The 23275-nt window shown below is 42.8% G+C and carries 18 protein-coding genes and 1 pseudogene; 12 read left to right on the forward strand and 7 right to left on the reverse strand.

Features of this window, described 5'->3' with window-relative positions; all coding sequences use genetic code 11:
- The 6 genes from VDIS_RS00865 to VDIS_RS00890 are packed head-to-tail and all read left to right on the forward strand — an operon-like array spanning window position 1 to window position 11943.
- Complete coding sequence (locus VDIS_RS00865; protein ID WP_148678155.1) at window positions 1-861, forward strand: hypothetical protein; 861 nt, start codon at window positions 1-3, stop codon at window positions 859-861.
- Window positions 858-4217, forward strand: coding sequence for a hypothetical protein (locus tag VDIS_RS00870; RefSeq protein ID WP_013335314.1), 3360 nt, complete (start codon window positions 858-860; stop codon window positions 4215-4217). Before VDIS_RS00865 ends, VDIS_RS00870 begins: the two co-directional genes overlap by 4 nt.
- Window positions 4214-5485: a hypothetical protein gene (locus tag VDIS_RS00875; protein ID WP_013335315.1), complete on the forward strand. Its 1272-nt coding sequence runs from the start codon at window positions 4214-4216 to the stop codon at window positions 5483-5485. The genes VDIS_RS00870 and VDIS_RS00875 overlap by 4 nt, the downstream gene beginning before the upstream one ends.
- A gap of 4 nt (window positions 5486-5489) precedes the next feature.
- The gene (locus tag VDIS_RS00880) at window positions 5490-8417 is read left to right on the forward strand and encodes a DEAD/DEAH box helicase (protein WP_013335316.1); all 2928 of its coding nucleotides are present in this window, start codon (window positions 5490-5492) and stop codon (window positions 8415-8417) included.
- A gap of 14 nt (window positions 8418-8431) precedes the next feature.
- Window positions 8432-11176, forward strand: a complete 2745-nt coding sequence (locus tag VDIS_RS00885) for a hypothetical protein (protein ID WP_013335317.1) — start codon at window positions 8432-8434, stop codon at window positions 11174-11176.
- Window positions 11176-11943 (forward strand): phospholipase D-like domain-containing protein, encoded by a 768-nt coding sequence (locus VDIS_RS00890; RefSeq protein WP_148678156.1) that lies wholly within the window; start codon window positions 11176-11178, stop codon window positions 11941-11943. The genes VDIS_RS00885 and VDIS_RS00890 overlap by 1 nt, the downstream gene beginning before the upstream one ends.
- Here VDIS_RS00890 and VDIS_RS00895 read toward each other — a convergent pair.
- Both VDIS_RS00895 and VDIS_RS00900 read right to left on the reverse strand, forming a co-directional pair.
- Window positions 11935-12657 (reverse strand): annotated as a pseudogene (locus VDIS_RS00895) (queuosine precursor transporter). The gene VDIS_RS00890 and the pseudogene VDIS_RS00895 sit on opposite strands and share 9 nt — an antisense overlap.
- Before the next feature lie 5 nt (window positions 12658-12662).
- Window positions 12663-14510 carry a hypothetical protein gene (locus VDIS_RS00900; RefSeq protein ID WP_013335321.1) on the reverse strand — a complete coding sequence of 616 codons (1848 nt, stop codon included), beginning with the start codon at window positions 14508-14510 and terminating at the stop codon, window positions 12663-12665.
- 208 nt (window positions 14511-14718) lie between these two features.
- Between VDIS_RS00900 and VDIS_RS00905 the strand changes: the two genes are divergently transcribed.
- Genes VDIS_RS00905 through VDIS_RS00920 form a run of 4 tightly spaced genes read left to right on the forward strand, consistent with a single transcriptional unit; the run spans window position 14719 to window position 17692 of the window.
- Window positions 14719-15375, forward strand: a complete 657-nt coding sequence (locus VDIS_RS00905; RefSeq protein ID WP_013335322.1) for a hypothetical protein — start codon at window positions 14719-14721, stop codon at window positions 15373-15375.
- Window positions 15376-15377: 2 nt separating this feature from the next.
- Entirely contained in the window at window positions 15378-16328 is a 951-nt protein-coding gene (locus VDIS_RS00910) for a BREX system ATP-binding domain-containing protein (protein WP_013335323.1), read from the forward strand.
- A 2-nt stretch (window positions 16329-16330) separates the two neighbouring features.
- Complete coding sequence (locus VDIS_RS00915) at window positions 16331-17245, forward strand: hypothetical protein (RefSeq protein ID WP_013335324.1); 915 nt, start codon at window positions 16331-16333, stop codon at window positions 17243-17245.
- A gap of 45 nt (window positions 17246-17290) precedes the next feature.
- The gene (locus tag VDIS_RS00920; RefSeq protein ID WP_013335325.1) at window positions 17291-17692 is read left to right on the forward strand and encodes a GIY-YIG nuclease family protein; all 402 of its coding nucleotides are present in this window, start codon (window positions 17291-17293) and stop codon (window positions 17690-17692) included.
- 11 nt (window positions 17693-17703) lie between these two features.
- Here VDIS_RS00920 and VDIS_RS00925 read toward each other — a convergent pair whose 3' ends face one another.
- Window positions 17704-18123 carry a hypothetical protein gene (locus tag VDIS_RS00925; protein WP_013335326.1) on the reverse strand — a complete coding sequence of 140 codons (420 nt, stop codon included), beginning with the start codon at window positions 18121-18123 and terminating at the stop codon, window positions 17704-17706.
- Between the two features lie 270 nt (window positions 18124-18393).
- A complete protein-coding gene (locus tag VDIS_RS00930) occupies window positions 18394-18864 on the reverse strand; it encodes a hypothetical protein (RefSeq protein ID WP_013335327.1) in 471 nt (156 codons plus the stop codon).
- A gap of 201 nt (window positions 18865-19065) precedes the next feature.
- Here VDIS_RS00930 and thiC point away from each other — a divergent pair, with 201 nt between their 5' ends.
- The gene (thiC, locus tag VDIS_RS00935) at window positions 19066-20352 is read left to right on the forward strand and encodes a phosphomethylpyrimidine synthase ThiC (protein ID WP_013335328.1); all 1287 of its coding nucleotides are present in this window, start codon (window positions 19066-19068) and stop codon (window positions 20350-20352) included.
- Window positions 20345-20851 (forward strand): hypothetical protein, encoded by a 507-nt coding sequence (locus VDIS_RS00940; RefSeq protein WP_013335329.1) that lies wholly within the window; start codon window positions 20345-20347, stop codon window positions 20849-20851. Before thiC ends, VDIS_RS00940 begins: the two co-directional genes overlap by 8 nt.
- A gap of 77 nt (window positions 20852-20928) precedes the next feature.
- Here VDIS_RS00940 and VDIS_RS00945 read toward each other — a convergent pair whose 3' ends face one another.
- The 3 genes from VDIS_RS00945 to VDIS_RS00955 all read right to left on the reverse strand — a co-directional run bounded on the left by VDIS_RS00945 (window position 20929) and on the right by VDIS_RS00955 (window position 23206).
- Window positions 20929-21402 carry a PaREP1 family protein gene (locus VDIS_RS00945; protein WP_013335330.1) on the reverse strand — a complete coding sequence of 158 codons (474 nt, stop codon included), beginning with the start codon at window positions 21400-21402 and terminating at the stop codon, window positions 20929-20931.
- 66 nt (window positions 21403-21468) lie between these two features.
- On the reverse strand, window positions 21469-22545 hold the full coding sequence (gene argC, locus VDIS_RS00950; RefSeq protein ID WP_013335331.1) for an N-acetyl-gamma-glutamyl-phosphate reductase: 1077 nt from the start codon (window positions 22543-22545) through the stop codon (window positions 21469-21471).
- Window positions 22532-23206, reverse strand: a complete 675-nt coding sequence (locus tag VDIS_RS00955) for a hypothetical protein (protein ID WP_013335332.1) — start codon at window positions 23204-23206, stop codon at window positions 22532-22534. The genes argC and VDIS_RS00955 overlap by 14 nt, the downstream gene beginning before the upstream one ends.
- Window positions 23207-23275 lie beyond the last annotated feature (69 nt).

A 23275-nucleotide genomic window follows, 5' to 3' on the forward strand; every position in this document is an offset into this window, starting at 1 on the left:
ATGGGTCAGGTGGAGTTAGAGGGTGTTGATGAGGTCCCGTTAAAAACAGGTCTCGAGTGGGTTCCGGAGGAGGGTGTTGAGTTTAAGGGGCGTAGTGGGGTTGATTGGCATGGTGGGTTCTGTGAGGGCATGGTGTATGACGTACTCGCCTATTACAAGCCGTATACGCACAATAGGGATTGGGGTATTTACTATGTGGTGCCGAGTATCGCCAATGATTTAGAGAGACTTATTGAGACTATGTATCATCAAGGCATTAATGAGGAATTGATAGCATTAACGGTAGCCATATACCCAAGCTTAATAACAATACATGAGGTTTGCCACCACACTCTCGAGAATGTAAGGAGGTTAATGGGGCTAAGAAACATCTATGAATCACATGATGAGGGCTTGTGCGAGTATACTGCGTTCAAATTAATTGAGGGGTCGGGTATTGCCCATCCATACCCGCTAGTAGCTTTGCTGAACCCGTTAACGCCCATGGACATTCATTTCCATGGCGACCACATTCACGTAATAACGAGGTTTGGGGACTTCGTAATACCATTCCCAATATCAATACGCTGGCGTTGGGGAGTTAGATATCCACTAATGGTTAGTGGGGGTGATGTTAGGAGGGCGCTTACCATACTCTATAAATGGTGGGGTAGGGGTAATGACCCCATTTATAGGCCTAGAATAAGCAATAACTATACCGCGGAGTTCCTGAGGAATTACTGGCTGCAATTGAGGGGTGACTTGGTACCATTCATGGACCACGCACTAACAAACAAGCCAGTCAAGGAGAGCCTATGGACAAAACTCAACACTGACGATAAAAGAATCAGCATAATTACGAAATGCGGTGATAAGGCATGATAAACAACGAAGAAACAATACTTAAAAACGGGATTGAAATAAATAACAAAATGTCTAAGTCTCTCCCCTGCTCGCCTTGGATTGATTATACTAAGGCCCATGAAAATATTCGTAATGAATTAGAGAATACCATAACGAACTACGTAATAAAGCAGGTAAAGGGTATACGAACGCCCGTGATCGTGGCCCCCTACGGCTCAGGAAAAACAACGCTTCTAAGGCACTTACTATGTTATTCAATAGGGCAGGGTATACCTGCCATAAAGATAAACTTACTTGATTTCGTAAGTTTCCTAGAGTCGCAAAATATTAGTGATATAAATGAGGATAACCTTATCGGCTATATATCATTATTTTGTACTAAAGCGATAGAACAAACAATTAACTGTTTGCAATCAAGTGGACAAAACTGCTTATCTTATGTTAGGAGTATTATTGATGAATTTAGTACCATAAACATTAATAAGGATATTGCAATTGAAGTGTTAAGTAAATTCCTGAAAACTAAAGATCAAAGGTGTGTACTGCTTATTGACGAAATCGAGGAGGGTTACGAACATCTAAGGAAGATTGTAAGATTCGGAACAACGCCTTTCAGGGGAATTTTTGACTTGGTATATCAGGGTTTGCCAAGAATATTCCCGATTCTCGCGTTTGGACCATCATCGATTTACAGCGAGATTGTTTCTAACGCTGGCTCATGGAGGGTAGTCTCGTATGTAATACCGATGATTATGCCAACAAATATTACGCAAAGGGTTACGAATTTGTCTCCGTACATTTCTAACTTAATTTGGTGGATAGGTAAGGGTAGACCTGGGCATGTTGATAAATTATTACAGATGAAAATACATGTTGAGGCTCAGAATGCATTGACTAACTGCCAGGGTATACTAGAGACAGATGCTGTGAAGAACCTGCAGGGTACATACGTAGTAGGCAATATACCGTACATTGATCAAGCAGCCTACAGGAGAATAGAAACAAGCTTAAATAATGATGAAAGAAATCTCTTCCGCATCTTATCAGTATTAGTGGGTCCTGTTCCCGAGTCTATGCTGAGCAAATGTATTGATATGAATAAAATAAAGTATAGCAAATTACCAGAGTATTTCATAAAATCCACACAGCTTATTAAGGTTGATGATGCCTTAAATATTCTCAAGAAGGTGCTCCTAAACCTTGGCTACACAATAAATGATTTTGCTAGAGACATACTTTACGCATTATTCTATTCATGGAGTGATCATGATATGATGATACTCGATAAGAGGGGCCTAACCGAGTTGATAGGTATTGCTAAGGATATGGCAATCGAATTCTATCAAAACGACCTATTCAATGCATTAAGTAAACTGGACCTGGACGCACTATATACGGAGTTATTAAACAGTAAGAGAGATAGTAATGAGCATTACTATGCCCTAGCACCCTTAACGACCCTTGGCGCTATTTATCCCCCTGTTTTGTTAATGCCATTAATTGGTTGCTGTAAAGAAAAATCGCTTGATGATTTATATAGAATATTTGACAAATTTACAATAAAAGATTTACTCAATCTAAGTGATAGACTTCAGGAAGAAATAATTAATTATGCCCACATGAGAGGTATGGACAATGAGACAATCCAAAATATGAATAAGTATAAAGTAGTTTTTGTATTAAGCAAATACATAAAGAATGATGAATTCATAAAACAAATTAAGAAACTCCTCACTAATGACTATATACATGGTATAGTATTTATACCATTGCCTTATAATGAGGACCCAAGCTCGATAGTAAGCTCACTAAGAGAGTTGTGGCAGGATTACATTGATGTTGGATTAATCGACATTATGTACCCAAGTGCTCGCGCAATACTGTTCTTAATGGGACTTATTTATAATAAGTACGTAAGATGTGACGTTAAGTATACGGATAGAGAATTAGGTATGTATGATCAATTCATGAGGGCTATAATTGAATTACTAAAAGAAATCATTATTAATAGATTACCGTCAAAAAGAAATAAAATAGCTCAAGCCATAGTATCCAGCAGAACCACTGAAGCAATTAAAGAGGAGCTTGAAAATATACTAAGTGAAGGATATAATAAAGTGGGAAGCGGAAAGGAAAGGTATTTACTCCTTCTCGCCGGCGCTGAACATAGAAATATACTTGAGCAATATCTAAATACATTAATAGCAAAGAAAAGCGGCAAATATGCTTCATCAACAGGCATTATTGAAGATGTGGTAAAAAGATTTAAGGAACTTATTAATACATTGCATGATCATGGAATTGAAATAAAGCATGAAGTGACGAGCGGATTTGAAAGCTTTTTGGATAATGCCTGGGATTATTACGATGACATAAGAAGCAGATGGGATCAAATATATGATCAGATCCAAAGCGGAGACGTATTTAATAAAGTACTCGAGGTATTAAACGATTTATACACGATTTCAAACTTGCCGAAGGAGGCGGAGACTCGTCAGTTAATTGAGGAGGAATTTAATAAAATAACGAAGAAAGTGATCGGCAACAATGAAAATAATATTAAAAGTTTAATTACTTGGATAGTACTACAAAAAATGCTCAATAAACATCCAGATAAGCTACCCTTTAATGATGAAGAGGAATGTAAAGATTCCACGGAAGAATTAAGCTCTTCTCTAAGTAAGTTAGGGGATCTCGATAATATCGTTAGTGACATAGATAAGATACTTAATAAAATTGGAAAATACATTGATAATAAATCGGTAGGGATATTAAATGAACTAGAAAAAATTAAAGAAATAATAAATAATACTAAAGATAGTATTAATGAGGTATCGCATTATATAGAAGATTGCACTAATCGGCTTGTGGCTTTGAACACAGTAGAGAAAATGTGGTTTTTAGAATTTATAATGAGAGGCTGGAGTTCAGGGAGAAAAAGAAATAAAGGATTAATGGCTAACTTGCTCGATAATATTTCTAGTATAATTGATGATATTAATTCTTCACTACTTAATAACTTAAAGACTGTATTAAGGAATTTGAATGATATTGAAGCAGATCTTGAAGAACTTAAAAAATTAACCGCAAGTGATAATGAGTTATCATTAGGAAGCGTATTCGCGATAGCGGATTATGGTGCGTTAATAGAGCGTTATAGAAAAGACCTTGAGCAGGTATTGTTGAATTCAGGTACAATTCCTGAATTAGCTCAAAAGCTAAGTATACTAAAAGACGCCGTTAATGACTTAGCAAACACAATTAAAACTATTAGGAGGGACAATGAGGTACTAGCGTTAATAAAAAAGATTGAATATAATATTAATAGGTTATCTAAGGAGATTCAAGAAATTGAAGGAGGTGAGATTTCATGAGTATTTCATTAAGTATAAAAGAGTATACTAATAAATTAAATAGTAATTATCAGCAAATTAAAAACTCCCTAAAGGAGTTAAACAATATTTTAGAATCTCTAATGGAATTAATTTCATTGGCTAAAAAATTAAGGTTGAAAGTACCGCCTTTTCCAAGTATCGAAAAAATTGAATTGGATCAAAATAAATTAAGCAATGTTATTAATGGCTTAAGAAATTACTCCAATAATGTAATTTTGGTCATTATGAATCAATTATTGCCTGGCCTAAGTAATGATATTAATGATTGCGAAATAATAACAGATATGTTAAATGGTACTAAAAACATACTTAAGGACTTTATTGATAGCGTGCAGGATTTATGGAAATATCGTAATGAACTTAAGTATTTACGCCAGTGCATCAAAGGGTATTGTGATCTTGTCACTAGGGTAATACATGATGGAGAACTGAAGGAGGAGGTAAAGGTATTGTCTGAGATATTCAGCATTAAGGATAAGCTTAATGGAATAAGCTTGCCTATTACGAAAGGGTTAAATCAATGCATAGATAATGTTATAAATAATGTAATAAAGGATTGCAATCTTCCTTCATTTAACGATATCGAGAAGAGTCTCAAGAATATGCTTGACTTGCTCACGTATTTTGATAATATGATAAGTGTAGTTAATGGATTACGTACTTTGCAGTATAATGAGTATTCACAACAAAAGGGAGATTATTGCCCTGAAATAGCGAAGATCTTTGATGATTTTATGAGCACCATTAAGGGACTTAATCTCAATGAGCTAACATTAAAATGCGGTACACCTGAGGAATTAATAGGTCTCGTTAAAGAGATTGAGGATAAAAGGGATCAATATGTCAAGAATATACGAGATAGTCAAGCTCAGGTGATGAATTACTTAAACAGATTTAAAAAGGTATTAAGCAATAGTGAATTACGAGAAGAGTTTGAGAATACGCATAATTCGTTGGAAAAAATAACTAATCAACTTATTACGGAGATATCCGGCAAAAGTGTGGAAGGAGAGAATATTAGACAGATATTGGATGAACTGCAGAATAAGTTAAACAGTATTTTACAGTTCATATGTGAGAAGTTGATACCCGGGTTAGGATTGAAAGATGAGGAGTTTAAAGTAATAGTTGAATTAATCAGGAAAGGTGGAATCGCAGATTTTAAAGATTTAAGTGATGTAGGTCGTGACATAATCATCGAGCTTTGTGAAAAGGGTATATTGAGGTGCCAAGTAAGTTTGGGGTGAGCCTGTGATTTGTTATAAGTTCGATAAGCCATTAATACCTTCTGTTGAGGAATTATTCCGTGAATGCGGTAAGGACGTTAATTTCATGAATAACTACATTATTAATAGTGTGCTTTCGTACATTGAAAGGAAAGAGCAGGATTTAGTGCTTGGAATGCAATATAATGATTGGGTAATCATCGACAGTAGCGCTAAGGACGAGATTAAGGAGCAAATAATTAATTACATTACTAAGTTTGCGATAGCTTGTAACGGGACTAATCGTAATAAGGACTATCTAAAGAAGGTGAGAGAGGAAGTTGATAGTAATAGGGTTGTTGAAAAGGCCCTATGCTACTTATATGCATTTGGCATATACGGTGACTGCATTAGTAGGTATTTGTTGATTAAACCCCCTGATGGTGATGAAGTACCTGACTATGAAATCCCTGGTTTAGATAATGAAGTTGTTGAGAGGGCGAAGGACGTATTTAATAAATGCGTTGAGAAACTTAGTAAGTGGCGTGAGTATTGGGTGAGGAGTAGGTTCATAGAGATTGTTCGTGACTTATACCTACTCAAGCAGAGGTTCCCTGATAAGTCGGTGTTTGAGTCATACATGCTTATTGATAGGGTATTTGCATATGCATACCCACGTAATTTACCGCTTGGTGTTTACACGGTAAGTGACGTATGTGGTGATGGCACGTCAACGATTAACCTAAAGAAGTTAACTTACAGCTTCTTCAAGTCATACCATGATTACCTAATAGGTGCGGTAAATGAAAATATAGATGAGGAATTCGAAGAATTTTGGGAAATATTCTGTTATTTTCTACGTAAGGCATTTAGTGATAGAAGATTCTATAGGTTTCAGATAAGGGGCGTTGAAACCGCTATTAAGAAATTATTGGGTATCTTCAATACATCCGAAAGCCGAGGGGCTGGTAAGATTGATTATTTAATAATTGCCGCACCAACAGGTAGCGGTAAGACGGAGGTTATGGTATTAACAGTATTAATTGCTGCGCTGGCGAGAAAGATAATCCTAATAAGGCATGGACTTGATGATGAGAAAAACGTACCGATCGCATTAATGGTATATCCAAGGAGGTCCCTAGCCAATGATCAAGTATCAAGATTAATAGAGTACCTGAGTATAATAAATGAGAGGTTAAAGAACAAACTGCTGCTAACGATCAATTATACGGATATAAGAGACAAGAGAGAGTATGAAGATGCCATTAATTCTGTTAAAGTCGGCGCAAAGCCAGTCCCCTTGCAGCTTAAGTATGGGGTTCTAGCATCCTTAATTAAAGATGGTGAGAATTATTATGTCGAACTTAGATTTTTGACATGCCCCAGGAGGTTCACGTCAGGGTCTGGCAGTATTTATCCGAGATTTAGGGTTGTGAGGAGGGGTGATAGGTACGAGGTTGATGATTCGGTTGTGTACTGTGGTGATAATGCATTGAGTTTCATAGCCCTAACTAAGGACAGGGTTAGGGAGAGATTGGGCGATATTCACATAACAATATTCGAAACACTTAGGCATAACTTATTTTCGAGAAGTTTCGAGAATTTATTCGGCATCTGTAGAAAGGCTGGGGATAACAAGGTGGTGTTTGATTACCCACTGATAATAGTTCTTGATGAGATACACACATACACTGACATACCTGGTGTAAGGTACACTTACATGCTTAGGAGGGTTCTAAATAGAATTAGGTATTATAGCGAGAATTGTAATGGGGATGGGTTACCAGGTAATCTCGTAATAGGCATGAGCGCAACAATACCTAATGCGGGTGAATTCCTTAGTAAATTATTCTTTTCCGAGGATATTGAAAAGAATATTAATGACTACCTAATTACTGTTGATGATGAGGAAACAATACCTCTCGGTAATGAATACTTCATAATAACGGTACCGACGCGTGGGGCTCCCGTGGATGCGTTAACGGTATCTATACAGACGATAATGAATACATTTTACAACATACCATCCATACCAATAGATAGTGGATATGTAAAGAAGGGCATAGTCTTCCTGGAAGAATTCAATGTATTGAGGAGGATGAAAAGGGAACTTTGGAATAGGGAGCAGGGAGCAATATATAGAGTTGTTGAAATTAACAATGAAGAGGTTGCTTTTGGTCTTCAAGACTTGAGAAATCCAAGAAATAGGTATTTTTACGAGGTAACACTGGAGGATTACGGTGATGATGCGAAAGTCGTCGATAATATAAGAAGGGGTAAAATAAGCAGAGTTATTAGCGCTAGGTCGTGGCTTGATGGGGAGTTATGGTGGGGTTACATGCTAGATACTATAATCAATTACTATCCGAAGAATAACTTAAGTGATTACGTAACCACTAGATTTAACAGGGTTGTTGAGTATTCAAGTAGAAAGCGAGGGGATTTAAGGAGGGCCGATATAGTGGTCTCAACGAGTAGTTTAGAGGTGGGTGTTGATTATTCAGATGTTGTTTTAATATATCAACATGGTGCTCCCCCCAATATATCATCGCTCATACAGAGGGCGGGCAGGGGTGGTAGAAGGCTTTTTGAGAATCCGTTAATGAGGATTATAGTGGGTATTCAATTGTCGCCGGATCTACCGCATCAATCCTGGCTTTTCGAAATATTTACCAGGGTCAAGGACTTAAGAAAGGCGATTGATTATGACAAGCTATTCCTGCCGAAAGCGAGTGAGGAAATAATGAAACAAGTGCTCGCTGAATTAGCCCTTGAATACTATGTATTGAATAACGGAAAGTTAACAAATAATTGGGAATGCAGATTAACTGGTTGGCTTAAGAAAAATAAAGAAAATATAATTAATTACTCACAGTGGGTTTTCGCTAATGTTGAAAAAAGTAGGTTAAATAGCTTCATTGATGAGATAATAAATTACCTTGATAAAAATTGCAGAGATCAAAGTGGAAGATAGATGGTGATGAATCCATGAGCACTCTTCAGAAGATAATTGAATCGTCTAAATTATTAAGAAATTACATACCTGATAGATTATTCGCCGAGTCAAATTTGCCCCAGGTTAAAGTAGTGCTTGATGGCAAAGTCATTGCAGTAGAAGATGCATCATTGGTAGTCTCATCCTCTGGGTACATACCAGGAAAGCCCACGTATAGGGCATTACCAACAACAGGCACTTTCATACCCCTAGATAATAGCCGTTTTGACGAAAATATTAGGCCTATTATTACTCGAATTTCATATAATGATAGGAAATTGTATGAACCATCACCTGGTTATCCGAGTCGCTATAGTATTGATGAAATAGAGATTCCCGATGAATACAAGTATTTACTGTATTTACTTAAGGAGGTACTTAAAACTGATTATTTACCAATTGAATTTTATGCTCTTAGTAAGATTAACCCATTAAGATTTAGATGCCCAGCCAGTAAAAAGAAAAGAATATCTCTGGATAATACTCATTGGTTATTCTTTTCAAGAGCAAGAACCAATGTTGAGGTTACTAACAACATTAGTTTTTCACACTCATTTTATGCATACTTAGATAGAAGCAATTCATTTCCTAGGTTCTCGATTTATAACCCGCAGGGATTAATAAAGCCTATTAAGCAATATAATATTTGTGGAATACTTGATGCAGAGATTTATACTGTTAAAAATGCATTTTACGGTATTTATGCTGTCGATGTATATGCGGTTTTAAAGGGCAAGTACGTAGTTGGCGATTCTAAAGGTGGGTGGTGTCGTTACACAATTAAGAGCTCCGATATAAAGACGCCTAGAGATAATACCAGCTCTACTTCAATGTATTGTATAAGCACTAAAAATGGCTGTAGATATAGTAACTATTTCGTTAAGATTTTTGTAGACGGTGATCATAACAATTGGAATCCTGTAATACTTGGATACGAGATTAAAAACACGAGAATGCTCACGCTAGACATTAAGGATTTAATAAGAAAAATAGCCTCATCAATAGTCAATATCGGTGAAGTAGAGCAAGGACAGGACTTAAAGCTTGATTATGAATATAAAACCCTCAGCACAAATACTGCAGTAGTTAATCTACTAAGGCATTACCTATCTCATGACTTGGTAATAACGTATTACTTAACAAGGCTTGGCTTCACAAAGATCGATAAATACGTTAATCTTTCAATACTAATAAATGATTTATTCCTCGGTAATAAACTAACCGTGAAGTTGGAAAAGGACGATGTTAAGGATCTTGCTAGTGATATTATTAATGATTTCATTAAATCATTTGATAAGGAAATAAGGCAGTCCTGGATATCATTATTACGATATGTATTATCCACGGTCAAAGGTGAGAGGTTAGAAACATACCGTATATTTCGTGAATGTAAGAATAATAAAAATACTCAAAGATACTGTATTCCTCACGAGGAAGCGGAGAATATTTGGAATAACATAGAAAAGCGAATAGAAGGTATCTTAAAGAACTATAGTGAAATACCGAGTTACTTTGGGGTTAGGACTACTTATTGGTACGTTGGCGCTATTATTGATATCATAAAGCATACATTAAGTCATCATTTAATAAGAACTATTAGCACAAGATATAGTGTTAACCCAAGTAAACTTATTGAGTATTATTACGAAATGAGAGGAGACGCTAAGGTTTCCATCATGGAAAGGGACTCTGGGGGTATTGGTGTATTAAATGTGGCCTTTGAGTCATGGGAAAAATCTGATAAGGAATTGAGGGAGAGACAAGTCGCTATTGAGGACCTCATACTATCCTTAGGTAAGTGCCTTGTCGGTACTCCTGAAGACTTACTGCACTTCGCGTTGCTGAATGATGATATTCGTGAAAGGTTATGTAGCGGTAAAGATAATGATGTAAGAGAGGGTATAAGGGAGATTATTAGGAGATTGAACATAATAGTTACCCCAGATGAGTTTGAGGAGACTATTAAGTTATGGAAATCAATATACGAGGAGGCTGATAGACTTACACGAATATTACGCAATGGGAATAATTACTTAGGTAATGAACCATGTAAATTATTAAGGGCTGTTCATGAGTTAAGACATGAACTGGAGAAGAAAATGAGGAGGTTTCCGGACATGGACGAATTGATGGCTTATATGCTCGAGAATATTGATGAATACTCCATACTTAATGATTTGCTAACTAAGATGCTAGAGAGGGGGCTTAGGACCTCTGGCAGGTTTAGGGAATTTCTTCATGAGTTGTATGGAACGAATGATTATGTTAAGAGGTTCATAGGGGGTGTTAATTTTATCCTGAGAAGCAGAATACAGGACATCGATCATTTAAAGGAACTGGTGAGAAACAGTAATGATATCGTGTCAAAGTACGGCACTAAGGCGCTTGAGAAAATAACTGAATGTGTAGGTAAGCGAAGGGATGGTGATGATACGTGTAAAGCAGTTATACATGCATTGAAGCTTTTGGGTAGGGCACTCCGTGCGGTGTTAATGAGGATCTCGCTACTTAGTTGTAATGGTGCATGCGGTATGTGCTATGTGAATACTAAGTCATGCAGTAGGTTTGGCGCACCCTTCATTCAGGCCAGGACACTTGATAGGAGGGTCCTTAAGGTACTTGCCTCCGAACTCGTTAGGCACATGAGCGATATCGTTAGGGATTACTACGGCGTTAATAAGGATGTTGATGTTATTGTGGAGCTTGGCGGTGAGCCCCGTACATTGAGGTGTGAATAATGCTATGGATATGTAAGGACTCTAGTAGAAGCCTTTCATCAATGTCCATCGAGGAGTTAATGAGGCGGTTTCTTCACGAATCATTTGGGAGTAAGTACATTTACATTATTTCTCCCTGGATCACGCCGTTTACGTTAAGTTCACGCTTTATTCATTATCCTTATGTATCATCTAATAACGTTATTGATGTACTTAAAGCACTGAGTAATTCGGGCGTTGGTGTTAAGGTCTTAATGAGGTGTATCGATGATTCCATGGATATTCAACTCATAAGGGTATTGACTAACTTAGTTCGGGAGAGGCAGATTATACTCAACAACGAGGTTAAGTCATTCTTTAGAGATAGAATTGATGACTTCCTTAATCGTGCTAATGCAATGATAGACTTAGCTAGGGACCTAAAGGATGCGGTTAGATTTGACTTAGGCGCTGATGATAAGCTTCTCACATGGTATAGACTTCATACTAAGCTTTACATTAATGACCACTCTGTTATTATGGGTTCAGCCAACTTTACGAGAGGGGGCATTCTCGATGATGGTAATTGGGAGTGTGTGAGTCACTTCACTAAGGAGGAGAATACGGAGATCTACAACTACGCATTGAGAGTTGCCCAACATTACTTCAGTATTAGTAAAGGTTTTAGTGATTGTGAACGTAGGGTTGTGAGAATTGTCAATGAGTTCGGCGGCGTGGTTAACGAGCCAATTTACAGTATTGAGGACCTAATTGAGTACCTGGAGCGGGTTAGGGATAGCCTATATTGATCTTCGTCTTTGTTCTATCAGGCCGTACCTCAGGGCGTGCCTGTTTATCCAGACCGCTGTCATTGTTAGGGGTGTCAGCATTACTTTCCCCAGGGCTTGGTAGAGCGCCGTCAGTACTAATTGGTTGTTTGGTATTGTTCCGTAGAATGCCAGTGGCACGAATACGAGGGAGTCAATGAGCATGCTCACGGGGTCTGAGTAGCCAACCCTCCTAAGCACGCCACCCCTTAACCTACTCACTAGGTAAACGTCGTAGGTTTGCTATGTCGTGAATGCCACCACTGAGGCTATTACAACCCTAATATTCACTGTCATGACCTCAGCAAATGCACCCTGCATTTTCCAGATTGGGGCTGGTGGGAATTCAATTACGAGGTAATTAAGCAATGCTATTAGGAGTTGTGTTATTATGGCTATCCTGACCACGGCATAGCCATAGCCCCTGCCGTACCTGAGGGTTACGTAGTCGAGTATAGCCACTGAGGCTGAGTATGTGATTAACCCCATTGGGAACATTATTGGTCCAATGGCCCCAATCTTACTCGCCAGGTATTGACTAGTGGTTAGTAATAGCATGTATAGCATGAAGGATATTGGGAGTAGGTAATCATGCCTACCCAGCCTATACAATGCCCAGAGTATTGATGATGTGACGAAGTAAGTCACAACAGAGCTCAGGTAGAACAGGCCCAACGCCGTTAATACCGCGCCCATGGTGATCACACCAACCACTGATCGAGGGTTGACTTGGCGAGTGACTCCACAATTTCACGCAACTCCCTAATCTTCCTAAGCCTGGCGCTTAGACTTCCGGCGATGATAATCGCGGCCCTAACACCATTGACCTTACCCACGGCGCTCTTCGGCAGTATTAAGACCGCGTTCTCCTCATGCACGAGCCTATTAAGCACGCCCTCAATGGCGTGGGCATACTCACGGGGTAACGCAACAATTACTAAGTCGTAGCCATTACCAACAACGCGCATTAGCTTGTCCTCGACCCCCATCCTCCTCGACCAATTCCTAATCCACTCCTTATCCCTGCCCTTGAGGGATGCCTCATACGGTATTATTGGGTAATCCTCCCTAATGAGTCCATACCTCGCACTGATTATGTATAGGTCAACCACCTTACCAAGCCTCCTCAACTCATCTGCCAGGTTCTTGATAGCCCTGAAGGAGCCCCCATACATCTCGCCGGCAGGCTTTATGAAGCCCCTGAGTACCTCCCTATACCTATCCTCAAGCTCAATGTCGAAGGAGGGCATCCTCAATGAGTGCTTCATTAATGCTTTCTGGACCTCATTAATATTGACGGTCTTACTCGAGGTGCAGTTCGTGATTATTAAAACCCTCCTCGCACCCCTCAGCTTAACCGCCAAGTCACTGCTCAATGCGGTGGCGCCTTCACCGTTGGTGCTGACCTCAAGTTTGGGTATTGTGAATTTCGTGATTAACTCATCACGATTAAGCAGCTTGCTAAATACGTACACGTTGTGGAATCCCCTCCTCCTATTCCTGTTGTTTCCCCTGAATATAACTACGTCAATACCTATTGACCTACAGACACCACAGTCACACTTTTTCCAGGGCATGTCCCTAAGGAGCGCGGCGTAGTACGGTAGGTAGTGCGTATGGCCGATGCGAGCTACGTAACTCCTCAGGGCACTCATTACCTCGTCATACGTTATCCTGCCCTCATCATAGAGCCTGAGCTTCCTCATTAATTCATCATCCCTCTCAACAATCCTAATAGCCGTGTACGCCTTACCATCGGTGGTTAGGTAATTGCCTAACTCCCTGGTCCAGGCAATCCTCAGCACAGTGGAGCTGTCAAAGGAGACCTCACCAACGTAATTGCTCAACTTCCTCAGCTTGGGTATTACCGAGAGCCTTGTTATTCCCAAGAAGTGAACCTTCTCGACATCACCCAGCTTACTAACGACCTCCCTGATCCTGGTCACCAACTCATCTATGAACTTCGTATCCCTCCTGGCGAGGCCCCCAATGGCGAAGTGCCTATAACCAACCTTATACAGTCTCTCCAGGTTATTTACGTAATCGTCGATTGTCAAACCCTGCACCGAGGCCATGAGCCTAAAGCCGTAATTACCGCCCCTCCAGGCCTCCAGCATCTTAATGGCGTTGTTTATCGTGATCTCAATCCTCCTCTGTGAGTCGCCGAAGAGGGGTATGTGGTCGAGGGTTACTCCATAGTCTACGCCGAGCGCCTCGTAGTACTGTAGCACCTCACTTATCGTGTACGGCGGGACATCCATGTACCTATACTGCCACGCACCGCAATCACCAATTACCTGCATGCTACTGGGTAGCCTCATAAAGCCACGCACACCACCGGCACTCCTTATCCCGTTTAGCTTTGTTTTGGTAATCACGGATATCGAGACCAGGACACCATCAATGACATTGCCGACCAACTCCCAAAGTCTTGCACCGTTCACGTACTTATCCCTCTTAAAGCCCTCCGAGGGTTTCTCGCTTATGAAGTCGTAACCTGAATCGACAATGTCATCCCAATCAGGCAATATGAACTTTAGCCTCCTCATTACCTACACCTAGTTATTACCGGCGCAATAAATTAAGCCAGTAATTGAGGGCTCATGTATTGACAGGAGTATCATGCGAGTATTCCCTTAAATTGTCGTGTTTCATTGTGTTCCACTCAATTACATAGTATTTAATCAATTTACCTGGTTAAAAGATATTGCGATAAGATTTATTAAGTACAGCTTTGGCCAGGTCTAGTGGGTCTTCATGAGGCCCTTCACGCTGAGGGGTATTTACGAATTCCTAAACCTGCTTAGGTCCGGTGGTTCCATAGGCGGTGATAGGAGGTTGAGGGAATTCCTCAGGGCATCCCTCGACCTGGGCTTCGTGAGTGAGGTGAATGGTACATACGTAATCACCGAGAGGGGGTCACGCTTCATGAGTGCGATGGAGGTCGGCGATGCCACCACGATCCACGCACTGCTTATGGATAGCCTTGAGAGTTATAGGAGGGTTTACGAATTAGTGAGCAGGGGCGTTACTAAGCCGAGTGAATTGATTAGGTTGACAGGTTATAATGCCGTGGTCATTGATATAGTGATGAGGCTCATAAGGGAGGTTGAGGCATTGAGCCCGGGCTCGCCACTTAGTAAGGACTTATACGCCAGGTTTGAGGAGGTATTACTGAGTAAGTATAGGGAGTTGAGTAGGAGGAGATGGAGCAGATACGTACCAATCACGGAGTTAGTTAGGGAGGTTAGGAATGAACTCAATATACCCAATAGGGTCGTTAATGCATTCCTTGAGGAGTTCATCAGAAGGATGGGTAGTAAGGTCGTACTCACCGGAGCACCTGGTAAGGGTGGTAGGGGGTCAATGGAGATCAATGGTAGGAGGTTCACGTACATAATGATCGGTGATTAGTCATGAGGACCCTACTACCGATACCGTCAATTGAGGATGCCGAGCACATATTTGACCCTCACGGCATTACCGAAGAACTCACGAAATACGTAAACCTAGTGGCCAGCGGCCCCTCGGGTGCAGGCGTGATAATTGGCAACTACGGCTTTGGGAAGACCCACGTAATGCTCCACTTAATGAGCATTGTCAGGAAGAGGTTCACTAATTCAGTAATTATTTATGTAAACACGCCGGGACAAAGCATACTCAATGTCTATAGGGCGCTAATGGTGGGCGTGCTCGATGGTGGGCTCCTCGACAGGGCTGTGAATGGGTTGGGCACGCCCATTAGGGACTTGGTGCTTTTGTTGAGGGAGGGTGGTGATGAGGCTAGGTACGCGAGGCAGTGGTTGCTCGGTGACCCAGCACCGCAGGGGTTTAGGGCTAAGTATGGGCTTCCATCAACTAGGGTTAATGATGAACTGGCGGTTAAGTTCATGGTGGAGGTGATAAATGCCCTCACCGGCGTTGGTTACGGCCCCGTACTCATAATGCTCGATGAGTTTGAGGACGTGATAACCATTGGGCCCACCAGGAAGCTCCAGTACCTGAGTCAATTGAGGGTTTTCATCGATAACCTACCTAGTAAGACCTTATTCATGGTGTCATCAACACCCGCCGGTTGGGATGAGATTGTCAATACTTACCCAGCCCTCGCCAGGAGGCTATCATCATTCATAATTTACCTAAGGCCCTTCAACATTGACGAGACCAGGCAATTCATAAATGAATTCACGAGGTGGAGGGGAATTAAGATACCGTTAAGTGATGAGTTGGTTAGGACGATATACGAATTCACCGAGGGTAACCCAGGGGAGGTGGTTAAGGCCGTTAACTTAATACTCATGGAATTTGGCGGTGTGGGGTCTCTGGACATTGCGAGGGTTAAGGAGTTGTTATCGAGGCATGTCTAGGCATGCCGAGGCTATACATAACCTGGTACGCAGAGCCTGAGGACCCACACTACTGGAGGTTCTTTAGGGTCGGTGGTATCACGGTCTCACTAAAGTCCTTACTTAAAATGCCTAGGTGGAAATTCACGAGGGTTTTAAGCCAGGGGTTCAGGAGGTTCTTTAATTACGATGGGCCGCTACTCGTGGACTCCATGCTCACTGAGGTCCATGCACCACGAAGTAACATGCATGGTGATATACCCCAATCACACGTATTATACCTGCAGTACCTACTTGGCTCCGACATACTGATTCAGAGGGATTACCCACTGATCCACGTTGACGACCCAGGACTAAGGACTAAACTCTTCAATAGGAACTTGGCAATGGCTGAGGCAGCGCTTAGGTTTGGTGACTTGGTTGGTAAGGACGTGATGCTCGTGGTTCACGGCTGGAACTTAAACACATACATCAAATGCGCCGAGTACTATAGGGACTTAGGCGTGAAGTACGTCGGTATTGGATCCCTGGTGCCCCATAGGAGCAACACAAAGTTCTTAATCAATGTGGTTAAGGGTGTTCGCGAAGTCCTCGGTAGTCACGTCCACATGCACCTCTTCGGCATTAGTACGATAGAGTTAATAACGCAGTTGGGTAACTACGTCGATAGCGTTGACGTGAGTACACCCGCCATTGCCGGTGCTAAGAAGGAGTTAATTGTTTGGGATGGCAGTAGGTTAATTAGGGTTAAAACAACCACCGTGACCGGGATAAAGATAATGAGCGAGTTAATCGAGAGGTCAAGTGATGAGTTGGAGAGAAAACTCTTACTCGGCATACTCAATGCCAGGAGTTTGAGGGATAAGAACCTTCATACGATGATTTACAATGCGTACATAATTACGAAGTACTGGAATTCAGTCATTGATAAACAATAGGCATAAACATTATAACTCCTAGCTAGACCCCATAAATAATGGGCAATGGGGGGAATTGAGGATAAGGTAGAGAAGTGCCTGCAAGGTCTCTGCGGTGAGTTCATTATCAGGAGGGTTAATTGCAAGGACCTGGGCGACATTGACCATGGGGTCTACATAGTGATTTCTGGAAGTGATTACGTAATTGGCTACTCAAGGGATTTGAAACGTAGGTTGAGGATGTACTGCCTAGGTCAACTTGACTTAAGGGGTGTGATCAGGCTATTAATGGGCAGGCTGGACAACCTGCCGCCGGGCATGTTGGGCAAGGGCGACGTGATTGGTCGGCGTAGCAACCTCTCGAAGTTAATCAATGATATGATGAGTAATGCCCAGGTATTGACGGTTAAGTGCGCTTCCATGGTTGATAAGGAGCTTTACATAAAGCTTAGGGACTGCCTCAAGTGAGTGTTGGGGACCTACGGCCCCCTCACCTCGCATGGTAATCTCCAAAGCGCCTTTACGTAATCCTCACCGAACTCCTCATCAGGCGCCCCAGCGCCTAGGTAAGGCTGCTTACCGCATAGCATGCCGATCACCGAGGCGAGGAACCTCCAACCACTCCACCAATAATCATGTGGGTCCGGGTCCGTTATCATGCCGGAATCCTCAATTAACATGTCCAGCGCATCATTAACAATGTTAATTCTGTCATCACTAACACCGAGCTTTCTCAATAACTCATCAACAACCTCCTTATACCTACTGAGTGGTTCCTCAAAGACCTTCCTAAGCTCATCCTCACTGAGACTTGAGGTCTCATACTCACTAAACAACCCATCAATCTTCTCCTCAAGCTTAGAAATCTTCTCGCACAAGTCCTTAACCTCAGACGGCATAGATAAACCCAGACTAGAAGCTATATAAATTTATTTATCTAATCAACCCTCCTCCTTAAGTAATGATGTAGCCGCCACTCAATGACTAATAAGGCAAGAAATGATGAATGCCTAATATATAGAGCTCACTCTCCCTCTCAAGATAATATGCCATGGCTGTCGATTTAATGCGAGCTCCTCGGCTTCGTTGATTGCCATGCTTATTAGCTTATTTATTGTGTGGTTGAGGTCGTAGTTGTTGATTAACTTAAGCTCATTGAGGGTTTATGTCTAAGTGGGTAAGGCATATGCTATTTTTGTTAAATCGTTTTGGTCTGTTACCAGTACTGTCCAGTATCCTGGGTTGACTTTATCCAGCAGTATTGTGTCTCCCTGTATCGGTATCTTTACTACTCCTGTTGAGTTTCCTATGACTACCTCGTAGCTTAATGGTATGAAGTTTTGTCCATTAATCATTGTTCCAGCATTTTGTTGGTTGAATGAGTTGATTTCATTAACTGCTTCACTCAGCACTGTGCTGGATACGTTGTATGTTCCTAAGTCGTGTAAATTGCCTTGTTGATCGTAGTAGAATAGTTCGTACTGCCCACTCCCCAAAGGTCTCAAGAATGCGTATGGGGCGTTAACGGTTAGGTAAGCCACCGACGGCTTCGAGGCGAATGGATGCATCAGTAGGATCAAGGCAATGGCTATAACAACAACGGCAACCACAACACCAACAACCAAAACCTTACCAGGCACAAAACAACAAACCAAAAAACAAATTAAAACATTACCCCAAAGCCCAGGCAATGAAAAGGCAACACCCAATAAATAATCACAGTAATTAAAAAGATTGTGAAAAAATTGAGGTTCAGGAAGAAACACAACGCATACACACAAACAACGAAACAAACATAGAACAAAATTCTCCCAAACCCAGGCGCAACGAAACAATGTTCGATTAATAATTACAACATTAGGGTTGGGCTTAAGGTTAAGGCCGTGGCTAAGCATGAGGGTGTTGAGGAGGTTAAATTGGCCAGGAGAATAGCCAGTGGTAAGGTGATACTCATTAGAAACGTTAAGTTGCCCGATAAGGTTAGCGCAGTTGGTCTTGGGTTAACCACTAAGGTTAACGTTAACATAGGCACGTCGAGCGAGGTCGTGAACCTGGAAGCGGAGCTTGAGAAGGTTAAGATCGCTAATAAGTGGGGCGATACATTGATGGACCTATCAACGGGCGGTGACCTTGACGAGATACGTAGGGCGATAATCAGGGAGTCGAAGTTGCCCGTCGGTACTGTACCGACATATCAAGCGTTCATAGACTCATTTAAGAAAAAGGGCGGTGGGGCCTACTTCACCGAGGATGAACTCTTCGATGTCATCGAGAGGCACCTAAGGGATGGGGTTGCCTTCATGACGATACACGCGGCCGTGACCAGGGAATTGGCAATTAAGGCCTTGAGGAGTGACAGGGTCATACCGATCGTCTCCAGGGGTGGTGATATGCTCATTGGGTGGATGCTCCATAACGATGCCGAGAACCCACTCTACGCTAGGTGGGATTACGTGCTCGAGCTCTTCAGGGAGTACGATGCCACCATCTCAATAGGCGATGCCCTACGCCCAGGCGCCACGGCGGATAGTCACGACGAGTTTCACGTGGCTGAGTTGATCGAGGCGGCGAGACTGGTGAAGAGGACAAGGAAGGCTGGGGTTCAGGTGATGGTTGAGGGGCCTGGGCACGTCCCATTAAATGAAATTATATGGGATGTTAAGTTAATGAAGAAGTTAACCGATGGTGCGCCGTACTACGTCCTAGGTCCACTACCTACTGACGTGGCTGCCCCATACGACCACATCGCTGGCGCTATTGGCGCGGCGATCGCTGGAGCCGCGGGCGCGGACTTACTATGTTATATAACGCCCGCTGAGCACCTGGGTTTGCCAACACCGAGGCAGGTTGAGGAGGGTGTGATAGCCTTCAAAATAGCGGCTCACGTGGCCGACACAATAAAGCTTGGCAGGAGGGCCAGGGCCTGGGATGACGAGGTTAGTAGGTTCAGGGGCAAGCTGATGTGGAGGGAGATGATAAATAGATTGATAGATCCGGAAAAGGCCTGGGCCGTGTATACACAGTACGGGGAACCCAAGGTTAGAGGTTGCACAATGTGCGGTGGTTACTGCCCAATGCTCATGGTGATGCAACAGATCAAGAAGGTTAAGGGTGAAGTCAATGGGTGAGGCTTGGCTCTGGAGCACTTGGGTTAAGGCTGGCAGGTTGAGGAATGCCGACGTCGCCATAGTCGCCGCCTGCCTACCCTTCGTAAACCCTAAACTTTACCAAGAGATTACGAGGAATAAGGTAGTATTACTCGCCTGTCCTGAGCGCGAGCACTCGGCGCTTTACGGTAAGATAGCGAGTATGATTCGATCATCAAGGCCGAGGTCTATAACGGTGGTCTCAATAGATGGGAGCCCACACTGCGCACTGCTTCATGCATCGGTCAATGAGGCTGAGTACATACTTGACGAGGACATACCCAGGAGGCACTACGTGGTCGTTGACGGCGAAGAACTTAGGGAAATATCACCAAATGCCGTGAGGGTTGCCAGGTACTTATCAATTGTTGAGGAGTTGATTAGGAAAAATCCCGAGGCACTCGAGGAGCTGGCTAAGCACAGCCTTGAATATAGAAATAGCCTTGCCAGGGCTAGTAAGGGCGATGCGCCAAGGGCCTAGTGATGTCATAAATCATAAAATATATTTTTATTAAAATGAATGAATAATGATATTATTAGTTTTCTACCATCACATGCCTATTTCACAATGCTCCTTGCGAGTTTCACTATATCCTCCACGTACTCCACATCCTCCCTGACCTGCCTCGGCCTTAGCCTAGCCTCATGGAATCCCTCCACATGCAGAAACCAGGCGGCCCTCCACCAAAGCCTAATCTCCCTATTATTGAGCCTACTACTTATTGAGTCTACGGCGTCGAATAGTAGCGTTGCTGCCCACCTCCCCTGGGCCTCGGCCGTCCTTGCCTCGTCTAGGCCTAGGGCTACTGCCATGGCTTTAATGGCTTCCTCAGCGGCCTTGTAGAGCTTCTCGCTGGCCTGCACGGGGTCCCTATCAATTAATTCCATGCCATCCCTCAGGAACCTCTCGGCAAGTTCAAGGTGGGCCTTAGACCGCTCACTCGGGTCTAGGTTTAATGCCTTTGATATTAGGTCAATTATGTCGATGCCCCTCTTCATGGCTTCATTAATTAGACTCTCAGGTATTGACACGGGTTGAAAATCACCCCACTGAGTATAAAGCTTTCTTGAAGGTGCATTGGTACCTTAATATTGATGCTAGACAGGGTAGAGTGGGACTTGGTCCAGCGCTGTTGTCTCGGGGAAGCCCAGGGCCACGTTCATTGCCTGCACCGCCTGTCCTGATGCGCCCTTCATTAGGTTGTCTATTGCGGCTAGGACCACAAGCCTATTCAGCCTATTGTCTATTTCGAAGCCTACGTCAACTAGGTTCGACCCTATCACATACTTAACGTCTGGATACCTCTGAAAACCAGCCCTATCCTTGACGATTCTAATGAACGGCTCATTACCGTACATAGCCCTAATGGCCCTCCACACGTCTGGCTCCTGCACGGGCTTTATTAACCACGTATGCGCCGTGGTTAGTATACCCCTGACCAGGTCCACGGCATGCGGCGTGAATGCTACGCGCACCTGCCTATTGATTAATAGGCTGAGCTCCTGCTCTATCTCCGCCGTGTGCCTGTGGTGAACAACCTCGTAGGGTCTAATCACGTATGTCCTGAAGGGGTGTAGGTCAAGCCTAGGTGCATGCGCACCGGCGCCTGAGCTCGATATCTTCGCATCAACCACAATCCTCTCGGTATCCACGAGGCCTGCCTTTACCACAGGTGCTAGGGAGATTATGGCTGCGGTGGCCATGCACCCCGGCACGGCTATTAACTTGGCACCTCTCAACTCCTCCCTATGCAACTCGGGAAGCCCGTAAACGGCCCTCTTAAGTAGGTCTGGGTATGGGTGTGGCTTCTCCCAGCCGTACCACTCAACGTAGGCGTTTGGGTCCTTAAGCCTGAAATCCGCGGATAAGTCAATGACGGTCAACCCAGCCTCATAGAGCTTTGGAACCCACTCAATACTCTGCCCATGGGGTAGCGCCAGGAATACCACATCAACATCCCTCTTAAGTACATTATCGATTGTGGAGTCACTAAAGGTTAAGCTTGTCCTGCCCCTGAGGTTCGGGTGAACCCTAAACACATACTCGCCCTTAAACTCCCTCGAGGTTGCGCAGGCAAGCTCAATACCCGGATGATTAAGTAATAGCCTAAGTAGTTCACCACCAGTGACCCCGCTGGCTCCAACGACGCACGCCTTATACCTACCACTCACCATTGTACCACCTCACAATCGTACTCATCACCTTATCCGTCAAATCCATTGTTAAATCAACCCTGGGCTCTATGCCGAGGACCAGGTACTCATTGCCGTAGGCACCTATTACGTACGTGCACAAAAGGCACTTAATATCCCTTGAGATCTTTAGGACCCAGGGCCTTAAATCACCGCAGTTAAGGCACTCGTCACCAACGACCTGGGCATTAATGACTCTATCCGGCGCCTTAATAACCATGTTAATCCTAGCCAGTGGATTGGCCATGTACATCCTATGCTCAGCCACTGATTTGCCGCCTTCCCACGTAGTCACATTACCATCGAGGCCAAGCGACGGCGCTGGCGTCGCCAGGTATGCCCTGCCAAGGCCCTTAATCACCTTACCAACCACGTTAGGATTCAACGCAATAGTTAAGTCAGGGATTGGGTAACCCAACTCCGAGAGCTCCCTAAATAGGAGCGCCCTATTGATTGCTAGTATGTATGTATCGCGTGGGTTTAATGTATCATCGAATAGCCCGGATATTACAAAGGCCTCAAAGACATCGTCGAGGAGTAAGACGGCCTTGCCATCCCTATGCCTTACCTCATCATCCCTAGTATTTATTATGGCTACCCTGAACCCCCTATTAACTAGTTCACTATGTATTTTCTGTTCCACTGGGCCGTATTTACTGAGTACGAGTACGAGGTCTTGATTAACCGTGGTTCCCGCTTCAATGACGACTCA

Origin of the sequence: Vulcanisaeta distributa DSM 14429 (assembly GCF_000148385.1) — an archaeon.
GTDB lineage: Archaea > Thermoproteota > Thermoprotei > Thermoproteales > Thermocladiaceae > Vulcanisaeta > Vulcanisaeta distributa.

Excerpts from the sequence above, each read along its gene's own strand:
- VDIS_RS00910 (WP_013335323.1), top strand. The coding sequence starts at position 15,378 with ATGAGGACCCTACTACCGATACCGTCAATTGAGGATGCCGAGCACATA.
- VDIS_RS00870 (WP_013335314.1), top strand. The coding sequence starts at position 858 with ATGATAAACAACGAAGAAACAATACTTAAAAACGGGATTGAAATAAAT.
- VDIS_RS00890 (WP_148678156.1), top strand. The coding sequence starts at position 11,176 with ATGCTATGGATATGTAAGGACTCTAGTAGAAGCCTTTCATCAATGTCC.
- VDIS_RS00900 (WP_013335321.1), bottom strand. The coding sequence starts at position 14,510 with ATGAGGAGGCTAAAGTTCATATTGCCTGATTGGGATGACATTGTCGAT.
- VDIS_RS00925 (WP_013335326.1), bottom strand. The coding sequence starts at position 18,123 with ATGCCGTCTGAGGTTAAGGACTTGTGCGAGAAGATTTCTAAGCTTGAG.
- VDIS_RS00865 (WP_148678155.1), top strand. The coding sequence starts at position 1 with ATGGGTCAGGTGGAGTTAGAGGGTGTTGATGAGGTCCCGTTAAAAACA.
- VDIS_RS00920 (WP_013335325.1), top strand. The coding sequence starts at position 17,291 with ATGGGGGGAATTGAGGATAAGGTAGAGAAGTGCCTGCAAGGTCTCTGC.
- argC (WP_013335331.1), bottom strand. The coding sequence starts at position 22,545 with ATGGTGAGTGGTAGGTATAAGGCGTGCGTCGTTGGAGCCAGCGGGGTC.
- VDIS_RS00940 (WP_013335329.1), top strand. The coding sequence starts at position 20,345 with ATGGGTGAGGCTTGGCTCTGGAGCACTTGGGTTAAGGCTGGCAGGTTG.
- VDIS_RS00885 (WP_013335317.1), top strand. The coding sequence starts at position 8,432 with ATGAGCACTCTTCAGAAGATAATTGAATCGTCTAAATTATTAAGAAAT.
- VDIS_RS00915 (WP_013335324.1), top strand. The coding sequence starts at position 16,331 with ATGCCGAGGCTATACATAACCTGGTACGCAGAGCCTGAGGACCCACAC.
- VDIS_RS00875 (WP_013335315.1), top strand. The coding sequence starts at position 4,214 with ATGAGTATTTCATTAAGTATAAAAGAGTATACTAATAAATTAAATAGT.
- VDIS_RS00905 (WP_013335322.1), top strand. The coding sequence starts at position 14,719 with ATGAGGCCCTTCACGCTGAGGGGTATTTACGAATTCCTAAACCTGCTT.